This is a genomic window from Burkholderia sp. AU19243 (genome assembly GCF_018148075.1).
Lineage (GTDB): Bacteria > Pseudomonadota > Gammaproteobacteria > Burkholderiales > Burkholderiaceae > Burkholderia > Burkholderia latens_A.
On the sequence record NZ_JAGSTV010000004.1, the window covers coordinates 120,416 to 137,318 of the forward strand.

The following is a 16,903-nucleotide window of genomic DNA, read 5'->3' on the forward strand; positions in this document are numbered from 1 at the left end:
AAAACATGACTCATACAGCGACCTACCGCGCGGCGGTAGTCAAGGCACCCGGCCAGCTGGAACTGGTCGAGCGGCCGGTTCCGGAGCCCGCATACGGGCAGGTGCGCATCCGCGTCGAAGCATGCGGTGTCTGCCATTCCGACAGCGCTACCGTCGAACGCCCGGCGCCGGCCGGTGCGCCGCCGCGCGTGCCGGGTCACGAGGTCGTCGGGCGCGTCGAGGCGCTTGGCGACGGCGTCGAAGGCTGGCAGATCGGCCAGCGCGTCGGCGTCGGCTTTCTTGCCGGCGAGGACCGTACCTGTTCGGCGTGCCGGCACGGCGACGCCGTGAATTGCGAAAACCCCGTGATCACCGGGATGACGACCGACGGCGGTTACGCGGAGATCATGCTGGCCGAAGCGCGCGGCCTCGTTCGCGTGCCCGACGATCTCGACGCGGCGCAAGCGGCGCCGCTGCTCTGTGCGGGCCTCACGACGTTCAACGCGCTGCGCAATGCGGGCGCGCGGCCGGGTGACGTGGTCGCGATCCACGGCCTGGGCGGCCTCGGCCATCTTGCCGTGCAGTTTGCGAACCGGATGGGTTTCCACACCGTCGCGATCGCGCGCGGCGCCGACAAGGCTGCGCTCGCCGCGCAACTCGGTGCGCATCGCTATATCGATGCGCGGGCCGAGGACGTCACCGCCGCACTGCGTGCAATGGGCGGTGCGAAGGTCGTGCTCGGCACGGCGCCGACCGGCTCGGGGATGGCCGAGACCGTGGCGGGGCTGTCCGCGCGCGGCAAGCTGGTCGTCGTCGCCGTGCCCGGCGAGCCGATCGCGGTGAACGCGGTCGACCTCGTGTTCGGCGGCCGCTCCGTCGTCGGCGCGCTGACCGGAACGGTGACCGATAACGAGGAGACGCTCGCGTTCGCTCGGCTGCAAAACGTGCGACCGATGATCGAGACGTTTCCGCTGGAGCACGCGCAGGCCGCGTACGACCGCATGATGCGTGCGGATGTGCGGTTCCGCGCGGTACTGACGATGAATTCCGCGTCCACGGGAGTTGCCGCATGAACGCAATCGCTCAATCCGTCATCGACGCCCACGGCGGGCTTGAACAATGGCGCAAGTTTCGGCAGGTGCGAGCCCGCCTGGTTCAGGGCGGCGCGCTCTGGGGCCTCAAGGGGCACGCGGGCGTGCTGGACGACACGACCGTCACGGTCGCGACGGACCGCCAATGGGCGTCGCATGCGCCGCTCGGCGCACTGGCCGCACGCAGCGAATTCACCGGCGAACGCATCGCGCTGTTCGATGCGTCGGGGCGTGTGCTCGCGCAGCGCGACGAGCCGCGACGATCGTTCGACGGGCATACGCTGGAAACCGGCTGGGACGCGCTTCAGCTTGCGTTCTTCGCCGGATGCGCGATGTGGACGTATCTGAACGCACCGTTCGTGCTCGCGTGGGACGGCGTGACCTGCGACGAGGACGGCACCTGGACCGAGCAGGGCGAAACGTGGCGCAGGATCCGCGTCCACTATCCGGACGGTCTCGAAGTGTTCAGCCGCGCGCAGGCGATCTACGTCGGATCCGACGGGCTGATCCGGCGTCTCGACTACGACGTCGAAATCGCGGGCAACACCCCGGGCGCGCATTACGTCAGCGACTACACGACCGTGTCCGGCATCCGTTTTCCGACAAAGCGGCGCATCTACCCGCGAGCGCCTGACGGACACGCACTATCCGAGCCGCTCGTCGTCTCGATCGACCTGCACGACATCGCGCTCGGTTGAGTGCGAGCCGCGCCGCGCACGAAACCCTCGTTCGCCATTTCAAGGAGCCATTGATGAAAGCCATTGTTTACGCCAAGGCCGGTTTGCCGATCGACGATCCCGATGCGTTGTATGCAACCGACGTGCCGGTGCCGACGCCGGGCCCGCGCGATCTGCTGGTGAAGATCGACGCGATCTCGGTCAATCCGGTCGACTCGAAACTGCGGCTCGGCGTCGAGCCGGGCGGCCCGCGCATTCTCGGCTGGGATGCCGCCGGAACGGTAGAAGCGGTCGGCAGCGACGTCGAACTGTTCGAGCCGGGCGACGAGGTCTGGTATGCCGGAGACATCACGCGCCCGGGCAGCTACGCCGAATACGGTCTTGTCGACGAGCGCATCGCGAGCCGCCGGCCGACGACGCTCGGCGCTGCCGGCGCCGCGGCCCTGCCGTTGACGGCGATCACCGCCTGGGAACTGTTGTTCGACCGGTTGAACGTCGCCGAGCGCGGCGGCGCGGGGCAGAGCCTGCTCGTGATCGGCGCGGGCGGCGGCGTTGGGTCCATCCTGGTGCAACTTGCGCGCAAGCTGACCGCGCTGACCGTGATCGGCACGGCGTCGCGGCCGGCCACGCACGCATGGGTGGCCGAACTCGGCGCGCACCACGTGATCGATCACGGAAAACCGTTGCGGCCGCAACTTCAGTCGCTCGGCATCGAGCAGGTGAACCATGTGATCAGCCTTACGCATACCGACACGTACTACGCGCAGATCATCGACATCCTCAAGCCGCAGGGCCAGCTCGCACTGATCGACGATCCCGACACGCTCGATGCGATGCCGCTGAAGCGTAAATCCATTTCGCTGCATTGGGAGTTCATGTTCACGCGCTCCATGTTCCGCACGCCGGACATGGACCGTCAGCACGCACTCCTTGCACGCGTGGCGGCACTGATTGACGACGGCGTGCTCAAGAGCACCGTCGGCGAACACCTCGGCAAGATCGATGCGGCCAATTTGCGACGCGCGCACGCATTGCTCGAAGCGGGGCGCGCGAAGGGCAAGATCGTGCTGGAAGGTTTCTGAGCACACTCCGATACGACAACGACGACACCACCATGACCACCATCACCACGAAAGACGGCACGCGGATCTTCTACAAGGACTGGGGCGCCGGCCGCCCCGTCGTGTTCTCGCACGGCTGGCCGTTGAATGCCGACGCATGGGACGCGCAGATGCTGTTCCTCGTACAGCACGGCTACCGCGTGATCGCGCATGACCGGCGCGGTCATGGCCGCTCGGGACAACCGTTCGGCGGCAACGACATGGATACGTATGCCGACGATCTGGCGGCGCTGCTGGATGCGCTCGACGTGCGCGACGCGACGCTGGTCGGTCATTCGACGGGCGGCGGCGAAGTCGCGCGCTACATGGGCCGTCACGGGACCGCGCGGGTCGCGAAGGCCGTGCTGATAGGAGCCGTGCCGCCGATCATGCTGAAAACGGACGCGTATCCGGGCGGCTTGCCGCTGGACGTGTTCGACTCGATCCGCAGCGGCGTGGCCGCGAACCGTTCGCAGTTCTACAAGGATCTCGCGGTGCCGTTCTTCGGTTTCAACCGGCCGCACGCGAAAGTGTCCGCCGGCATCGTCGACGCCTTCTGGGCGCAGGGGATGACGGGCGGCATTCACGGTCAGTACCTGTGCATCCGCGAATTCTCGGAAGTCGACTATACGGAGGATTTGAAGAAGATCGACGTGCCGACGCTGATCCTGCATGGCGATGACGACCAGATCGTGCCGATCGACAATGCAGCGCGGCTGTCTGCGCAGATCGTCAAGCATGCGACGCTGAAGGTGTACGAAGGCGGGTCGCACGGCATGTGCGTCGTCAATGCCGATCGCGTCAATGCGGACCTGCTCGCATTCCTGCAGTCCTGAGCCACGAATGCGCGTGATTCAAGAAATTCGAACTGGACTGGAACCTGGAGAAGAGCATGGCAGAGGTCAAGCGGGTTGAATACCTGTTTCTGGGCGGCGGCAAGGGCGGCAAATCGCTCGCGATGGACCTGGCCCGGCAAGGCAAGCGCGTGGCCGTGATCGAGCGCGGCATGATCGGCGGCTCGTGCATCAACGTCGCGTGCATTCCGAGCAAGGCGCTGATTCACAACGCGCGCACGACGCACGCGTGGCGCGAAGCGGCACGGCGGGAGGACGTGAGCCCGGACATGGCGGCCGTTTCTGCGTACGTTGCGTCGGTCGTGGACGGCATGATCGACGTCAATCGACGCGCATTCGCGCAATCGGGGCTCGAGCTCGTAATCGGCACCGGACGGTTCGTCGCGCCGCGAACCATCGCGGTGCGCGCGGCCGACGGGGCCGAAACGATCTACGAAGGCGAGAACGTGTACGTCAACACCGGCACGGTCGCGTCGGTCCCGCCGGTGCCGGGCCTGGCGGACGCGCAGCCGCTCACCCACGTGGGCGCGTTGCGCCTGACGACGCTGCCGGCGCACCTCGTCGTCATCGGCGGCGGCTATATCGGGCTCGAGATGGCGCAGGCATTTCGGCGGCTCGGCAGCGCCGTCACGCTCGTCAGCGACGCGCCGCGCGTAGCCATGCGCGAGGATGACGACGTCAGCACGGTCATCCAGCAGGCGCTGACCGACGACGGCATTCGGCTGGAACTGGGCGCACGCGTCGTCGGCGTGCACGGGAAAAGCGGCGAGCGTGTCACGGTGACGTTGGCCGACGGCCGCGTCGTCGCCGGCTCGCATCTGCTCGTCGCGACCGGGCGCACGCCGCAGACGGCCGGCATCGGGCTGGAGCTTGCCGGCGTCGAGACGGACGAGCGGGGATTCATCAAGGTCGATCATCAGCTCGCGACGACTGCCGAGCGTACGTGGGCGATCGGCGAAGTCGCCGGCACACCGATGTTTACGCACGCGTCGTTCGACGACTACCGGGTGCTGAAAGCCGGTATCGAGCGCCGGCCGGCGAGCACCGCTGCACGCATCGTCCCTTATGCACTGTTCATCGACCCGGAGCTGGGCCGCATCGGCTTGAACGAAGCGGAAGCGAAGGCGCGAAACATCGACGTCCGGGTCGCGAAACTGCCGATGGCGTCCGTGCCGCGTGCGCGCACCGACGGCAACACCAGGGGCTTCATGAAAGCGCTCGTGCACCCGCACACCGGCGCGATCCTGGGGTTCACGATGCTCGGCACGGGCGCCGGCGACGTGACCACCGCAGTGCAGATGGCGATGCTCGGCGGGTTGCCGTATACGGCGGTGCGCGACGCGATCATCGCTCATCCGATCATGTCGGAAGGCTTGAACCTGCTGTTTGCGACGTTGAGCTGAATCCGCCGCGCCGGCCGGGCGAAGAAAAAAGCCCCGCATGTCGCGGGGCTCGTCGGCTATGACAACACCGGCAAATCGTGAGCGGCCTGTCGAACGATCAGTGCGGGCCGCGCGTGCGCGGATCGTTCAGGTCCTCGGTCGGATCGGTCAGCCCGAGCTCGTCGCTCGCGCTCCAGTACGGTGCGCTGCCGTAGTACTCGTGCAGCGGGGTGGCCCACTGCGGGTCGGCCATCGCCGGCCAGTGATCCTTGTCGAAGCCCGGCGCATTGCGGATGCGTTCGGACGACACCGACAACAGGAAACACTTGCGTTCGGTATCGAGCGTGAGCGCGCTCCACGGAATCGCGAGCAGCTTGTCGCCGATGCCGAGCAGGCCGCCGCTCGACAGCACGGCATACGCGACGCGGCCCGAACGCACGTCGAGCATGATGTCCTTGATCTTGCCGACGTCGTCGCCATCGGTCGTGTAGACCTTGTTGCCCTCCAGCGTGTCGGCGGCCATCACGTCGGGGCCCGGGCCGGCTGCGGTCGCGGCGCCCTTGCCGACGATGCGGGTCTGTCCTTGATCGGAAGTCTGCATGGTTGTCCTCCTGGCTGCGTGAGGCGCGACCGTGCCCGGGGGGCCCTGTGGGTCGCGCGGGTTGTCGGGCGGAGCGAGGATCGCCCCGTCACGTCTGCTTCGGTTGCGACACGCCCTCGAGCGTGTTCGCGACGTCGTCGCGCGCGGGGCCGGCCGTGCGCGTCGCGATGTCCGCGAGCGACAGCATGCCGACCAGGCGCTTGTCGTGATCGACGACGGGCAGCCGGCGCAATTGCGCGTCGGCCATGTAGTGCTGGATCTCTTCCAGCGAATCGTCCTCGAAACACCATTCGATCGGGCCCGACGCGACTTCGTGAACCCGCGTTTCCGGCGGCTTGCCCGCCGAGATCGCGCGCACCGCGATGTCGCGGTCCGTGACCATGCCGATCAGCCGGTTGTTGTCGCACACCGGCAGCGCGCCGATGTCGTAACGCTCCATCAGCTGCGCCGCATGACGGATCGAATCTGTCGGCGCGATGCGCACGACGTCCTGCGACATGATTTCGTTGACGCGGTGCATGTAGTCCTCCTTGCGAATTGAGTGCAGGGCCGTCCGGTCCCGCAAGCGGCGTGCCGGCGGCTCCCGCCCGTCATTCGTCCCGGCGCTTGGCCGGGTCTTCCCACGGGCCGCCGTCGTGCGTGCCCGGCGGCGTGTCGGGCTCGATGCGCGTCACGCCGCCCGTTGCCGGCGGATCGCTCGCGGGAAACGTGTCCTCGAGCTGCTTGTCGATATGACGCTCCGAATGGCGCGTCTTCGTCTGGTCCTGGTCCTTCAGCGGCGGCGTGGGATCGGGGCGCTGCGCCGGTGCGTCGCGGCCGGACCGGGTCGAATCGTTCATGGCGGGGCTCCGTGTCGGTGACGATGACACGTTCGCCGTCGCAACGCGCGTGCCCGCAACAGCGGCGCGGCACGCGATTTGCCGCTATGCAGTCGACGTACACAACGCGGCGCGGCGGCAAGTCCGCCCGCCCACCCACATGAAGCGGGAGGCACGATGACCATTCCGAAACGACAACCCGGCGTGCGCTATGAGATCAACGTCTGCGGCGGCGGCTTCGAATCCGTGAAGAGCCATTTCAGCGCATGGAAACAGGAGCCGCTGATCTATCGGCCCGATCGCCGGATGTTCGAAGGCAAGGCCGACGTACGGCCGCTCGGCGACGAGACGTTCGGCTCGACCGAGCCGGCCCGGTTCGCGCTCCAGCGCGCGTGCGAGCCGTCCGATCCATACGCGCTGGCCGCACCGGTGCAGGACGACGGCCGCCAACTGTGGCTCGTGATGGCGGCGTACGAAGCGTGATGCGATGCACTTGAAAGAATTGCAGCGTGCGGTGTAGCGAATGCACGGCGTGCGGCGACGCGGGATGCGCGCGCGTCCGTCGCAGCGCGCAGAGCGAACGTATGACGCGGCACATGCCTTGCGGACCTTCGACGTGACGCGTGAAGCAGCGGGCGGCCGATGCACGCCGCGCCGCATATCCGGTCCCGCGAGGACCCCGCAACGACGATCGAGTGCCTATGAAGCGAGACCTCACTCAAGCGCTGCACCGGCCCGAGCCGCCGCTACCCGACGGCGACCCGGACCCCGACGTGCCCGTGCCGGACGACTTGCCGCCCGACGCGCCGGAACCGTATCGCGATCCGGAGGGCGACCCGCCCGTGCACCCGCCGCCCGAACGCGAGCCGCCGACGCGCGAGCCGCCGATCCACGTGCCGCCGGCGGGCGTGCCGCCCGTCGCGTTCACCCGCTTCCCGGAGGAGGTGTCGCGATGAGCATCAGCGTAAAACCCGGCCTGCTGCGCGACGTGGCGGAGACGCTCGGCCGCCACTTCGAAGCGCGTGCGATGCCGTTTCACGCGGAGGAGCAGCCGGCCGGCGCGCTGCATTTCGGGTTTCGCGTCGACGGACACCCCGCGTCGCTGACGGTCACGTTCGACGCCGATGCATTCGCTGCACTCGAACGTGCCGATGTCGGCCGACAGCGCGGCGCACTGACGCGCGTGGCCGCCGAGTTCGACACGATGATGGCGCGCCGAGCGCCGACCGCGTATGCGGGCGATTTCCATTTCAACCGGCTTTGAGCCGTGCTCCACGGCCGGCTCGAAGCCGCCGGATTCACGGAGGATTGTTCGATGAAACCGATCCACACGATGCGCGCGGGAGCGTGCGCGTTCGCGGCCGCGTGCGCGCTGGGCGCATGCACGCAACCGAACGGCGCCTACGGCACGCGCGGCGCGCCGCCGGCGCCGCCGGACGGCCGCGGCGCGTCGCCGGCCTCGACGATGCCGGACGCGAACACGCGCTACGACACGCGTCCGTCGCCGCACAGCACGATGCCGGCCGGCGCGGCCGGCGGCGAGGCGCCCGACGTGCCGCCGCCGGGGCCGAACGGCGCGCAGGGCGATCGGCCGCTGCCGGGTACGCCGCCGCCGATGCAGTACTGACGTCGGGCGGCGGCCGCGGCGCGCCGTCGCGACCGGGCTTGCGCCGCGAATCCCGTGCCCCCTAACTTTCCGGCGCTTGTAAAAAAGCGGCTTCAACGGCGTCGTTTCTTGGGGATCGAACCCCGCAGAGCCGCACCGGACGGGGCTTCCCGGCCCTGGCATGGAAGCTGCATCGATACCTGCATACGTATTCTGCACACCGTCAGGAGGACATCGATGTCAGTCACGCTTGCGCTCCAGATGCGACAGCATCTGGCACTCACGCCGAGGCTTCAGCAGTCGCTTCGCCTGCTGCAGTTGTCTTCGCTCGAATTCCAGCAGGAATTGCGGCAGGCGCTCGACTCCAATCCATTTCTCGAAGACGGCCAGGGCGACGACGAAGTCAGCGCCGACGGTGCGCCCGCGCCCGCCGCCGAAGCCGCGAGCACCGAAGCGACGCCGGAGCCGGACGACGTGCGTCCGCCGGACGGCGACCTGTCGTACACGGCCGCACCCGCGCCGCGCGGCGCCGGGCGCCAGGGCGAGGACGGCGGCGACCTGTCGCCGGGCGAATGGATGGCCGCCGAACCGTCGCTGCACCAGCAACTGCACGACGCATTGCGTCTATACCCGCTGAACCGGCGCGACCGCGAGGCCGCGCGTCTCGTAATCGACGCGCTCGACGACGACGGCTATCTGCGGCAGGAGCTGTCCGAGTTGCTCGTGGCCGCGGACCCGGCGCTGCTGCTCACCGAGCAGGATCTGTCGGTCGCGCTGCGGCTCGTGCAGATGCTCGACCGCCCAGGCATCGCAGCACGCTCGTTGTCCGAGTGTCTGGTGCTGCAGCTCGACGCGATTCCGGCCGGCACGCCCGCGCTCGCGGAAGCAAAGGTGATCGCACGCGAACATCTGGAGCGCCTCGCGCGTCGGGAGACGGCGGAGATCCAGCGTCGGGTCGGCTGCAACCAGGCGACGCTGCAGGCCGCATGCGCGCTGGTGCGCGGGCTCGACCCGCGCCCGGGCAACCATTACGGCAGCACGCGCGGCGATTACGTGGTGCCTGACGTGATCGTCCGGCAGGTGCGCGACGAATGGATCGTCACGATCAATCCGGCCGTGCTGCCGCGTGCGCGGCTGCACGAGCGCTATGCGACGCTGTTCGCGCAATCGAGCGGCGAGCGCGATTCGCCGCTCGGCCAGCAGTTGCAGGAAGCGCGCTGGCTGATCCGCAACGTGCAGAAGCGCTTCGACACGATCCAGCGCGTGGGCGAATGCATCGTCGCGCGGCAGCGCGATTTCTTCCGCTACGGCGAGATCGCGATGAAGCCGCTGGTGCTGCGCGACATCGCCGAGGAACTCGACCTGCACGAATCGACGGTATCGCGCGCGACGGGCAACAAGTACATGGCCACGCCGCACGGCACGTTCGAGTTCAAGCATTTCTTCCCGCGCAAGCTGGAAGCGGCCGGCAAGGGCGTGTGCTCGGCGTCCGCCGCGAAGGTGCTGATTCGCGACATGATCGCGAGCGAGCGCCACAACTATCCGCTGTCCGACGTCGCGCTCGCGCAGAACCTCGCCGGTCGCGGCATCCTTCTTGCGCGTCGTACGGTCACCAAGTATCGCCAGGCAATGAAGATCCCGCCGGCCGAATTGCGCCGGCGCGACGCCGCATGACGATGCGGTCCGAACTGCGCGCGGCCCGCGAGTGGCGGCGCCCGCGTGCGTCACCGAGAGGAGGAATGCCATGCCAGCCAAGTCCCAGGCACAGCAGCGCGCCGCGGGGGCCGCCCTGTCGGCCAAGCGCGGCGACACCAAAATGAAGGACCTGAAGCCGCCTTCGAAGTCGATGGCTAAATCGATGAGCGAGAAGGAGCTCGAAAAGATGGCTTCGACGCCGACCCACGGCAAACCCAGGCACAAGCACGATTCTTGATCGCCCGCGACAGGCGCCGGCGGTCACCGTTATCCAGGAGGAATTCATGCTTCGATACGCTCTCATCTTCTTCGTCATCGCGATCATCGCCGCCGTGTTCGGCTTCGGCGGCATTGCGGCCGGTGCGGCCGAAATCGCGAAGATCCTGTTCTACATCTTCGTCGTGATCTTCCTGGTCACGTTGCTGCTGGGCGTCGTGCGCCGATGACGATCTTGCCCGACCGTTCGCAGCGCATCGCCGAGCTTGAAGGTGCGCTCGCGAACGGGTTTCCGTCGGAGTCGACCGTCGTCGTCGATGCCGACGACGCGTCGGGCCGGCTGACGATCCACGTGTCGTGGGTGCGCGTGCCGGCGGAGGACAGCGCGCGCGCTTGGCGCTGTGCGCTCGACCTGCGGTTCGACCCCGACGTAGTCGAACGCTATGGGTCGCTCGATGCGGCCGACCGGCTGCGCGTGCGCACCCAGCTGTGCGACCGCGCGCGGCGCGCGGTGGACGAGCAGAAGCCGCGCGTCGAGGATGCCGCGATCGAATGCAGCGTCGCGCTCGACGTGACGCATGCGGAGTTCGAACGCGCGTTGCGCGCACCCTGACGCGGGCGCGGCTGCCCGCCGCGACACTGCGAGGCCGTTGCGGCGCACGCGGCACGCCTCGCCCGTTTTTCCGCGCCGGCATGCGTGCGCCTCGCGATGCGGCCGCGCACGATGCCGTGCTTCACCGAACCCAGAACGAACGAGGACTCGCCGATGACGAATCCCCCTCAATCCGGCCAGCCGCCGGCCAACCCGCCGCAACCCGATAGCGCGAAGTCGCGCCAGCTGGACGAGAACCGGCTGCGGCCGGACGGCCACGCACTGCGCACCAACCAGGGCGTGCGCATCGCCGACAATCAGAACACGCTGCGCGCGGGCGCGCGCGGTCCGTCGTTGCTCGAAGACTTCATCATGCGCGAGAAGATCACGCACTTCGATCACGAACGGATTCCCGAGCGGGTCGTGCATGCACGCGGCTCGGCCGCGCACGGCGTGTTTCGCGTGTACGAGTCGATGGCCGACTATACGAAGGCTGCGTTTCTGCAAGATCCGGCCGCAGAGACGCCGGTCTACGTGCGCTTTTCGACGGTGCAGGGCCCGCGCGGCTCGGCCGACACGGTGCGCGACGTCCGCGGTTTCGCGGTGAAGTTTTACACCCAGGAAGGCAACTACGATCTCGTCGGCAACAACATGCCGGTGTTCTTCATCCAGGACGCGATCAAGTTTCCCGACTTCGTGCACGCGGTGAAGCCGGAGGCGCCGAACGAGATGCCGACCGGCGCATCCGCGCACGATACGTTCTGGGATTTCGTGTCGCTCGTCCCCGAGACGACGCACATGGTGCTGTGGCTGATGTCCGATCGCGCGCTCCCCGCGAGCTATCGCGCGATGGACGGCTTCGGTGTGCATACGTTCCGCTTCGTCAACGCGGCCGGTGCCGAGCATTTCGTGAAATTCCACTGGCGGCCCGTGAGCGGCGCGTATTCGCTGCTGTGGGACGAAGCGCAGCGCATCGCCGGTCACGACCCGGATTTCAACCGGCGCGATCTGTGGACGGCGATCGAGCGCGGCGACTATCCGGAGTTCGAACTCGGCGTGCAGCTGATCGATCCGGCCGACGCGCGCAAGTTCGACTTCGACCTGCTCGACCCGACCAAGCTCGTGCCGGAAGAGCTCGTGCCGGTGAAGCCGATCGGCCGCATGACGCTGAACCGCAATCCCGACAACTTCTTCGCCGAAACCGAGCAAGTCGCGTTTCATCCGGGACACGTGGTGCCCGGCATCGACTTCACGAACGACCCGCTGTTGCAGGGGCGCCTGTTCTCGTACACCGACACGCAGCTGAGCCGGCTCGGCGGCCCGAACTTTCATGAGCTGCCGATCAACCGGCCGCTGTGTCCGTTCGCGAACAACCAGCGCGACGCGATGCACCGGCAGACGATCGCGGTCGGGCAGGCGTCGTACGAACCGAATTCCCTGAACGGCGGCTGGCCGCGCGAGACGCCGCCCGCGCCGGCCGGCGGCGGCTTCGAGACGGTGCACGAACCGCTCGAAGGCGACAAGGTGCGCGTGCGCAGCGAATCGTTCGCTGACCATTTCTCGCAGGCGGCATTGTTCTACCAGAGCATGACCGAAATCGAGCAGCGGCACATCCGGGATGCGTACTGTTTCGAGCTCGGCAAGGTGACGAAGCCGGAGATCCGCGAGCGCGTGGTCAACGAGATCCTCGCGCGCTTCGACGCGGGCCTGGCCGCGCAGGTCGCCGAACGGTTGGGGCTGCCGGCCCCGCAAACGGCCACGACGCCGGCCGTCAGGCAGCGCGCGCCGTCGTTGAGCCTGATCGGCCGGTCGAAGCCGGACATCCGCTCGCGCAAGATCGCGCTCGTCGCGACGCCGGGCGTCAACCAGGCGCTGGTCGAGCAGGTGCGCGGCGCGCTGACGGCCGCCGGCGCGGTGCCGACGATCGTCGCGCCGACGCTCGCGCCGATCGGCAGCCTCGTGCCGCAGGCGACGCTCGCGGGAATGCCGTCGGTGATGTTCGACGCGGTGTTCGTGTGCGGCGGCGACGGGCGCGATCTCGCGCATAGCGCCGATGCGCGGCACTTCGTACGCGAGGCGTTCAAGCACCTGAAGCCGATCGCGGCGGTCGGCTCGGGGCGTCAGCTGCTGAGCGCCGCGCAGTTGCCGGACCCGGCCGACGGCGTGTGCGTCGGGCAGGCCGTCGATCTCGACGCGGTGCTCGGCGCGTTTTGCGGCGAGATCGGCCGGCATCGCGTGTGGGCGCGCGAGCAGCAGGCAGCCGAGGTGCCGGCTTAGCGCGGGCCGCCGCGTCGCGCGGCGGGCGCGTGCGCAGCAAAGGAGGACAGGCATGCCACCGCGGATGATATGGAAAGGCGCGATCAGCTTCGGGCTCGTTCACGTGCCCGTGCAGCTGTTCCCGGCGACGCGCACGGTGAAGCCGTCGTTCCGGCTGCTCGACAAGCGCTCGATGGATCCGGTCGGCTACCGGCAGATCAACAAGCGCACCGGCAAGGAAGTCACGCGCGAGGACATCGTGCGCGGCTACGAGTACGAGAAGGAACGCTACGTGGTGCTGACCGACGACGAGATTCGCGCGGCGAATCCCGAGTCGACGCAGACCGTCGACATCCTGACCTTCGTCGACGAGGATGCGGTGTCGTTCCTGTATCTCGACACGCCGTACTACCTCGTGCCGGACCGCAAGGGCGAGAAGGTCTATGCGCTGTTGCGCGACGCGCTGAAGGACAGCGGCAAGATCGGCATCGCGCTCGTGGTGATGCGCGACCGCCAGCATCTCGGCGCGCTGATCCCGGTCGGGCCGATACTCGCGCTCGATACGTTGCGCTGGCAGGAGGAGCTGCGGCCGCTCGACGAGCTGCAAGCGCCGGCCGACGACGCGAAGCGCGCGGGCGTGACCGCGCGCGAACTCGGGATGGCGAAGAAGCTGATCGACGACATGTCCGGCAAATGGACGCCCGACGAGTATCACGACACATTCCGCGACGACATCCTCGAGCTGGTCGAGCGCAAGGTGCGCGCGGGCAAGATCGAGGAAATCGAGGAACGCCCCGCGCAGACAGGGCCCGCGGCGACCAACGTGCTCGACCTGACCGAGTTGCTCAAGCGCAGCCTGAAGGGCGGGGCGGGCGCGCGCGCGGCGGATCTGCGCAATGAACGCCAAGAGCGGAACGCGCCGGCCGAGGACGACGAGGACGACGACACGGACGCGTCGTCTTCTGCGTCGCGCGCTGGCGCGCGCCGCAAACCGGCGGCAAAATCGGCCAAGAAGACGGCGGCCGCCAAATCCGCGGCGAAGCGGCCGGCCGCGAAACGCACGGGCGCGGGCGCCGGCGGGCATGCGGCGAAGAAGACCGCCGCGCGCCGAAAGCACGCGGCCTGAGCGCGGATGACGCCGCGAAACGCGAGGTGACACGATGGCCGGCAAGCTCGATCCGTATCGCCGCAAACGCCACTTCGACGCGACGCCGGAGCCCGAGGGCGCGCACGGGCGTCGCCGCACGAAAGCGGCCGCGAAGCCAGACGCGCGAGCCGCTGCGCACAAGCCTCGCCCGCTGCGCTTCGTGATCCAGGAACACCACGCGCGGCGGCTGCATTATGACTTCCGGCTCGAACTCGACGGCACGCTGAAGTCGTGGGCCGTGCCGAAAGGGCCGAGCTTCGATCCGGCCGTGAAGCGTCTGGCGGTGCACGTCGAAGACCATCCGCTCGAATACGCATCGTTCGAAGGCGAGATTCCCGCCGGACATTACGGCGCCGGCTCGGTCGTCGTGTGGGACGAAGGCACGTGGACGCCCGACGGCGGCCTCGCGCATGCGCGCGAAGGGTATCGCGCGGGCAAGCTTACGTTCCGGCTCGACGGCCACAAGCTGCACGGCGGCTGGGCGCTCGTGCGCAGCGGCCGGCAGGAAGGGCGGCAGGAGCAGTGGCTGCTGATCAAGGAGCGCGACGACGACGCGCGCAGCGCGGACGAATTCGACGTTGTCGGCGAGCGCCCAGGCAGCGTGCACGACGGTGGGGTGTCCGCGGCGAGTGCAGGCGCCGATGGCAGCGAGAAGCGCACGCGCGGCTCGCCGCGCGGCCGGAACGGCAAGGCGTGCACGGACGGCACGGACGGCAAGTCCGACGCCGCCCCCGCGCGAAAGCGCGGTACGCGCGCCGGTCGGCGCGAAGAGGGCCGCGATCGCGACGCCGGCGCCGACGGGAAACGGCCCGCCGGGCCGTCCGCGGTCGACGGCGCGGTGCGTGCGCCGCTGCCGGAGCGCGTCGCGCCGCAACTCGCGACGCTGGTCGATGCACCGCCGACGCAGGACGGCTGGTGCTACGAACTGAAGTTCGACGGTTACCGGATGCTGGCGCGCATTTCGGGGAAGGGCACGCGGCGGCGCGTGACGCTGATGACGCGCGAGGGCCGCGACTGGACCGCGAAGCTGGGCGCGCAGCGCGACGCGCTCGCGGCGCTCGACGTCGACGAAGCATGGCTCGACGGCGAGGCTGTCGTGCTCGGTCCGAACGGCCTGCCCAGCTTCCAGGCGCTGCAGAATGCGCTCGGCGCAGGACGCTCGGACGAGATCACGCTGTTCGTATTCGATCTGCCCTATCTCGACGGTTACGACTTGCGCGACGCGCCGCTCACCTCGCGCCGCGCATTGCTCGAACCGTTGCTCGCCGACAGCGACCCGGCGCGGCTGCGTTTCTCGCCCGATCTCGGCGAAGACGTCGCGTCACTCATCGCGAGCGCGTGCGACACGGGCCTCGAAGGCCTGATCGGCAAGCGCGCGGACTCGCGCTATCGCGCCGGCCGTTCGCCCGCATGGATCAAGCTCAAATGCCGGCGCAGGCAGGAGTTCGTGATCGGCGGCTACACCGAGCCGTCGGGCAGCCGCAGCGGCTTCGGCGCGTTGCTGCTCGGTGTGCACGAACCGTCGGGCAGCGGCAAGCGCTCGCGCGGGCCCGGGCCGCTGCGCTACGTCGGCCGGGTCGGCACGGGCTTCGATACGCGGATGCTCGACAAGCTCGCGGCGATCCTGCGCAAGCACGAGCGCGTGACGACGCCGTTCGATCCGCCGCCGCGCGAGCGCTCGCGCACGCCGGTGCACTGGATCGAGCCGACGCTCGTCGCCGAATGCGAATTCGCCGAATGGACCGGTGACGGCATCGTGCGGCAGGCCGCGTTCATCGCGCTGCGCGAAGACAAGCCGGCGTCGCAAATCGTGCGCGAAGTGCCGAGGCATACGGAAACCGCGGAACAGGAGGTAGCGATGGATCAGCGTGAGACCACGGATGACGGCAAGCGCAAGCCCGCATCGCGCGCGGCGCGCGACGCGGAAGACAGCAAGCCCAACGCACGGACGCGCACGCCCTCGCGCGCCGCGACCGGCGCGGAGGAGGTCGGCGGTCCCACCCAGCTCGGCCGCGTGCGCATCACCCATCCCGATCGCGTGATCGACCCGCACAGCGGCACGCGCAAGATCGATCTCGCGCGTTACTGGCAGTGGGTCGCGCCGTGGCTGCTGCGCGATCTGAAGGGCCGCCCGGTGTCGCTGGTGCGCGCGCCGGGCGACATCACCGGCGAACTGTTCTTCCAGAAGCACGCGGAGCGCCGCGAGATTCCGTTCGTCACGCAACACGAAGGGCTCGACCCCGGGCATGGTCCGCTGCTGTCGCTCGACAGTGTCGACGCGCTGCTCGGCGCCGCGCAGATGGGCACGATCGAACTGCACACGTGGAACGCGCATGCGTCGAACATCGAGCGGCCGGACCGGATCGTGTTCGATCTCGATCCGGATCCGGCGCTGCCGTGGAGCACGATGATCGAGGCCGCGCAGCTCGTGCGCGGGTTGCTCGACGAGCTGGGGCTCGTATCGTTCTGCAAGACGAGCGGCGGCAAGGGGCTGCACGTCGTCGTGCCGATCACGCGGCACATGGGGTGGGACGACGTGAAGGACTTCTCGCGCGCGGTCGCGCAGCACGTGGCCGGTGCACTGCCCGACCGTTTCACTGCGACGATGGGGCCGCGTCACCGGCGCGGCAAGATCTTCATCGACTACCTGCGCAACGGCCGCGGCGCGAGCACGATCGCCGCGTACTCGGTGCGCGCGCGGCCCGGAATGGGCGTGTCCGTGCCGCTGCGCTGGGACGAGGTGTCCGACACGACCGGCGGCGACCAATGGACGATCGACACGCTGCACGAACGCGTCGACCGGTTGAAGCGCGACCCGTGGGAAGGCTACGACGACACGCGCCAGCGGATCACCGCGCAAATGCGCGCGCGGCTGGGCCGCTCGTGACG

General features: G+C 68.7%; 19 protein-coding genes. 16 read left to right on the forward strand and 3 right to left on the reverse strand.

What is annotated here, in order from left to right; genetic code table 11:
* The first annotated feature begins 5 nt into the window (after positions 1-5).
* The 5 genes from KDW55_RS09425 to KDW55_RS09445 are packed head-to-tail and all read left to right on the forward strand — an operon-like array spanning position 6 to position 5,104.
* Positions 6-1,052, forward strand: coding sequence for an alcohol dehydrogenase (locus KDW55_RS09425; protein ID WP_212161241.1), 1,047 nt, complete (start codon positions 6-8; stop codon positions 1,050-1,052).
* Positions 1,049-1,768 (forward strand): hypothetical protein, encoded by a 720-nt coding sequence (locus KDW55_RS09430; RefSeq protein ID WP_038570447.1) that lies wholly within the window; start codon positions 1,049-1,051, stop codon positions 1,766-1,768. Before KDW55_RS09425 ends, KDW55_RS09430 begins: the two co-directional genes overlap by 4 nt.
* 53 nt (positions 1,769-1,821) lie before the next feature.
* A complete protein-coding gene (locus KDW55_RS09435; protein ID WP_212161239.1) occupies positions 1,822-2,829 on the forward strand; it encodes a zinc-binding alcohol dehydrogenase family protein in 1,008 nt (335 codons plus the stop codon).
* 32 nt (positions 2,830-2,861) lie between these two features.
* Positions 2,862-3,683: an alpha/beta hydrolase gene (locus tag KDW55_RS09440; protein ID WP_212161238.1), complete on the forward strand. Its 822-nt coding sequence runs from the start codon at positions 2,862-2,864 to the stop codon at positions 3,681-3,683.
* A 56-nt stretch (positions 3,684-3,739) separates the two neighbouring features.
* Positions 3,740-5,104: an FAD-dependent oxidoreductase gene (locus KDW55_RS09445; protein WP_212161236.1), complete on the forward strand. Its 1,365-nt coding sequence runs from the start codon at positions 3,740-3,742 to the stop codon at positions 5,102-5,104.
* Positions 5,105-5,201: 97 nt separating this feature from the next.
* Here the strand turns inward: KDW55_RS09445 and KDW55_RS09450 are convergent, their stop codons facing one another.
* The 3 genes from KDW55_RS09450 to KDW55_RS09460 all read right to left on the reverse strand — a co-directional run bounded on the left by KDW55_RS09450 (position 5,202) and on the right by KDW55_RS09460 (position 6,523).
* On the reverse strand, positions 5,202-5,684 hold the full coding sequence (locus KDW55_RS09450; protein WP_038570439.1) for a PRC-barrel domain-containing protein: 483 nt from the start codon (positions 5,682-5,684) through the stop codon (positions 5,202-5,204).
* An 88-nt stretch (positions 5,685-5,772) separates the two neighbouring features.
* On the reverse strand, positions 5,773-6,204 hold the full coding sequence (locus KDW55_RS09455; protein WP_038570437.1) for a CBS domain-containing protein: 432 nt from the start codon (positions 6,202-6,204) through the stop codon (positions 5,773-5,775).
* 70 nt (positions 6,205-6,274) lie between these two features.
* On the reverse strand, positions 6,275-6,523 hold the full coding sequence (locus KDW55_RS09460) for a hypothetical protein (RefSeq protein WP_038570436.1): 249 nt from the start codon (positions 6,521-6,523) through the stop codon (positions 6,275-6,277).
* Positions 6,524-6,679: 156 nt separating this feature from the next.
* Here KDW55_RS09460 and KDW55_RS09465 point away from each other — a divergent pair, with 156 nt between their 5' ends.
* The 11 genes from KDW55_RS09465 to ligD all read left to right on the forward strand — a co-directional run bounded on the left by KDW55_RS09465 (position 6,680) and on the right by ligD (position 16,901).
* Positions 6,680-6,985: a hypothetical protein gene (locus KDW55_RS09465; protein WP_038570434.1), complete on the forward strand. Its 306-nt coding sequence runs from the start codon at positions 6,680-6,682 to the stop codon at positions 6,983-6,985.
* A 218-nt stretch (positions 6,986-7,203) separates the two neighbouring features.
* Positions 7,204-7,458, forward strand: coding sequence for a hypothetical protein (locus tag KDW55_RS09470; RefSeq protein WP_212161235.1), 255 nt, complete (start codon positions 7,204-7,206; stop codon positions 7,456-7,458).
* Positions 7,455-7,766 (forward strand): hypothetical protein, encoded by a 312-nt coding sequence (locus KDW55_RS09475; RefSeq protein ID WP_038570431.1) that lies wholly within the window; start codon positions 7,455-7,457, stop codon positions 7,764-7,766. The genes KDW55_RS09470 and KDW55_RS09475 overlap by 4 nt, the downstream gene beginning before the upstream one ends.
* A 51-nt stretch (positions 7,767-7,817) precedes the next feature.
* Positions 7,818-8,129 (forward strand): hypothetical protein, encoded by a 312-nt coding sequence (locus KDW55_RS09480; protein WP_038572125.1) that lies wholly within the window; start codon positions 7,818-7,820, stop codon positions 8,127-8,129.
* Between the two features lie 216 nt (positions 8,130-8,345).
* Positions 8,346-9,782: an RNA polymerase factor sigma-54 gene (locus KDW55_RS09485; protein ID WP_212161871.1), complete on the forward strand. Its 1,437-nt coding sequence runs from the start codon at positions 8,346-8,348 to the stop codon at positions 9,780-9,782.
* A gap of 70 nt (positions 9,783-9,852) precedes the next feature.
* Complete coding sequence (locus KDW55_RS09490; RefSeq protein ID WP_038572123.1) at positions 9,853-10,041, forward strand: DUF3008 family protein; 189 nt, start codon at positions 9,853-9,855, stop codon at positions 10,039-10,041.
* A 46-nt stretch (positions 10,042-10,087) separates the two neighbouring features.
* Entirely contained in the window at positions 10,088-10,249 is a 162-nt protein-coding gene (locus tag KDW55_RS09495) for a DUF1328 domain-containing protein (protein ID WP_006398937.1), read from the forward strand.
* Positions 10,246-10,632 carry a DUF3022 domain-containing protein gene (locus KDW55_RS09500; protein ID WP_038570420.1) on the forward strand — a complete coding sequence of 129 codons (387 nt, stop codon included), beginning with the start codon at positions 10,246-10,248 and terminating at the stop codon, positions 10,630-10,632. Before KDW55_RS09495 ends, KDW55_RS09500 begins: the two co-directional genes overlap by 4 nt.
* A 153-nt stretch (positions 10,633-10,785) precedes the next feature.
* Complete coding sequence (gene katE / locus KDW55_RS09505; RefSeq protein WP_212161872.1) at positions 10,786-12,888, forward strand: catalase HPII; 2,103 nt, start codon at positions 10,786-10,788, stop codon at positions 12,886-12,888.
* A 52-nt stretch (positions 12,889-12,940) separates the two neighbouring features.
* A complete protein-coding gene (locus tag KDW55_RS09510) occupies positions 12,941-13,993 on the forward strand; it encodes a Ku protein (protein ID WP_069242136.1) in 1,053 nt (350 codons plus the stop codon).
* 34 nt (positions 13,994-14,027) lie between these two features.
* Positions 14,028-16,901 carry a DNA ligase D gene (ligD, locus tag KDW55_RS09515; RefSeq protein ID WP_212161873.1) on the forward strand — a complete coding sequence of 958 codons (2,874 nt, stop codon included), beginning with the start codon at positions 14,028-14,030 and terminating at the stop codon, positions 16,899-16,901.
* The last annotated feature ends 2 nt before the right edge of the window (positions 16,902-16,903 follow it).

Bases quoted from the DNA above. Each gene is read 5' to 3' on its own strand.
- KDW55_RS09425 (WP_212161241.1), top strand. From the start codon at position 6: ATGACTCATACAGCGACCTACCGCGCGGCGGTAGTCAAGGCACCCGGC.
- KDW55_RS09430 (WP_038570447.1), top strand. From the start codon at position 1,049: ATGAACGCAATCGCTCAATCCGTCATCGACGCCCACGGCGGGCTTGAA.
- KDW55_RS09435 (WP_212161239.1), top strand. From the start codon at position 1,822: ATGAAAGCCATTGTTTACGCCAAGGCCGGTTTGCCGATCGACGATCCC.
- KDW55_RS09440 (WP_212161238.1), top strand. From the start codon at position 2,862: ATGACCACCATCACCACGAAAGACGGCACGCGGATCTTCTACAAGGAC.
- KDW55_RS09445 (WP_212161236.1), top strand. From the start codon at position 3,740: ATGGCAGAGGTCAAGCGGGTTGAATACCTGTTTCTGGGCGGCGGCAAG.
- KDW55_RS09450 (WP_038570439.1), bottom strand. From the start codon at position 5,684: ATGCAGACTTCCGATCAAGGACAGACCCGCATCGTCGGCAAGGGCGCC.
- KDW55_RS09455 (WP_038570437.1), bottom strand. From the start codon at position 6,204: ATGCACCGCGTCAACGAAATCATGTCGCAGGACGTCGTGCGCATCGCG.
- KDW55_RS09460 (WP_038570436.1), bottom strand. From the start codon at position 6,523: ATGAACGATTCGACCCGGTCCGGCCGCGACGCACCGGCGCAGCGCCCC.
- KDW55_RS09465 (WP_038570434.1), top strand. From the start codon at position 6,680: ATGACCATTCCGAAACGACAACCCGGCGTGCGCTATGAGATCAACGTC.
- KDW55_RS09470 (WP_212161235.1), top strand. From the start codon at position 7,204: ATGAAGCGAGACCTCACTCAAGCGCTGCACCGGCCCGAGCCGCCGCTA.
- KDW55_RS09475 (WP_038570431.1), top strand. From the start codon at position 7,455: ATGAGCATCAGCGTAAAACCCGGCCTGCTGCGCGACGTGGCGGAGACG.
- KDW55_RS09480 (WP_038572125.1), top strand. From the start codon at position 7,818: ATGAAACCGATCCACACGATGCGCGCGGGAGCGTGCGCGTTCGCGGCC.
- KDW55_RS09485 (WP_212161871.1), top strand. From the start codon at position 8,346: ATGTCAGTCACGCTTGCGCTCCAGATGCGACAGCATCTGGCACTCACG.
- KDW55_RS09490 (WP_038572123.1), top strand. From the start codon at position 9,853: ATGCCAGCCAAGTCCCAGGCACAGCAGCGCGCCGCGGGGGCCGCCCTG.
- KDW55_RS09495 (WP_006398937.1), top strand. From the start codon at position 10,088: ATGCTTCGATACGCTCTCATCTTCTTCGTCATCGCGATCATCGCCGCC.
- KDW55_RS09500 (WP_038570420.1), top strand. From the start codon at position 10,246: ATGACGATCTTGCCCGACCGTTCGCAGCGCATCGCCGAGCTTGAAGGT.
- katE (WP_212161872.1), top strand. From the start codon at position 10,786: ATGACGAATCCCCCTCAATCCGGCCAGCCGCCGGCCAACCCGCCGCAA.
- KDW55_RS09510 (WP_069242136.1), top strand. From the start codon at position 12,941: ATGCCACCGCGGATGATATGGAAAGGCGCGATCAGCTTCGGGCTCGTT.
- ligD (WP_212161873.1), top strand. From the start codon at position 14,028: ATGGCCGGCAAGCTCGATCCGTATCGCCGCAAACGCCACTTCGACGCG.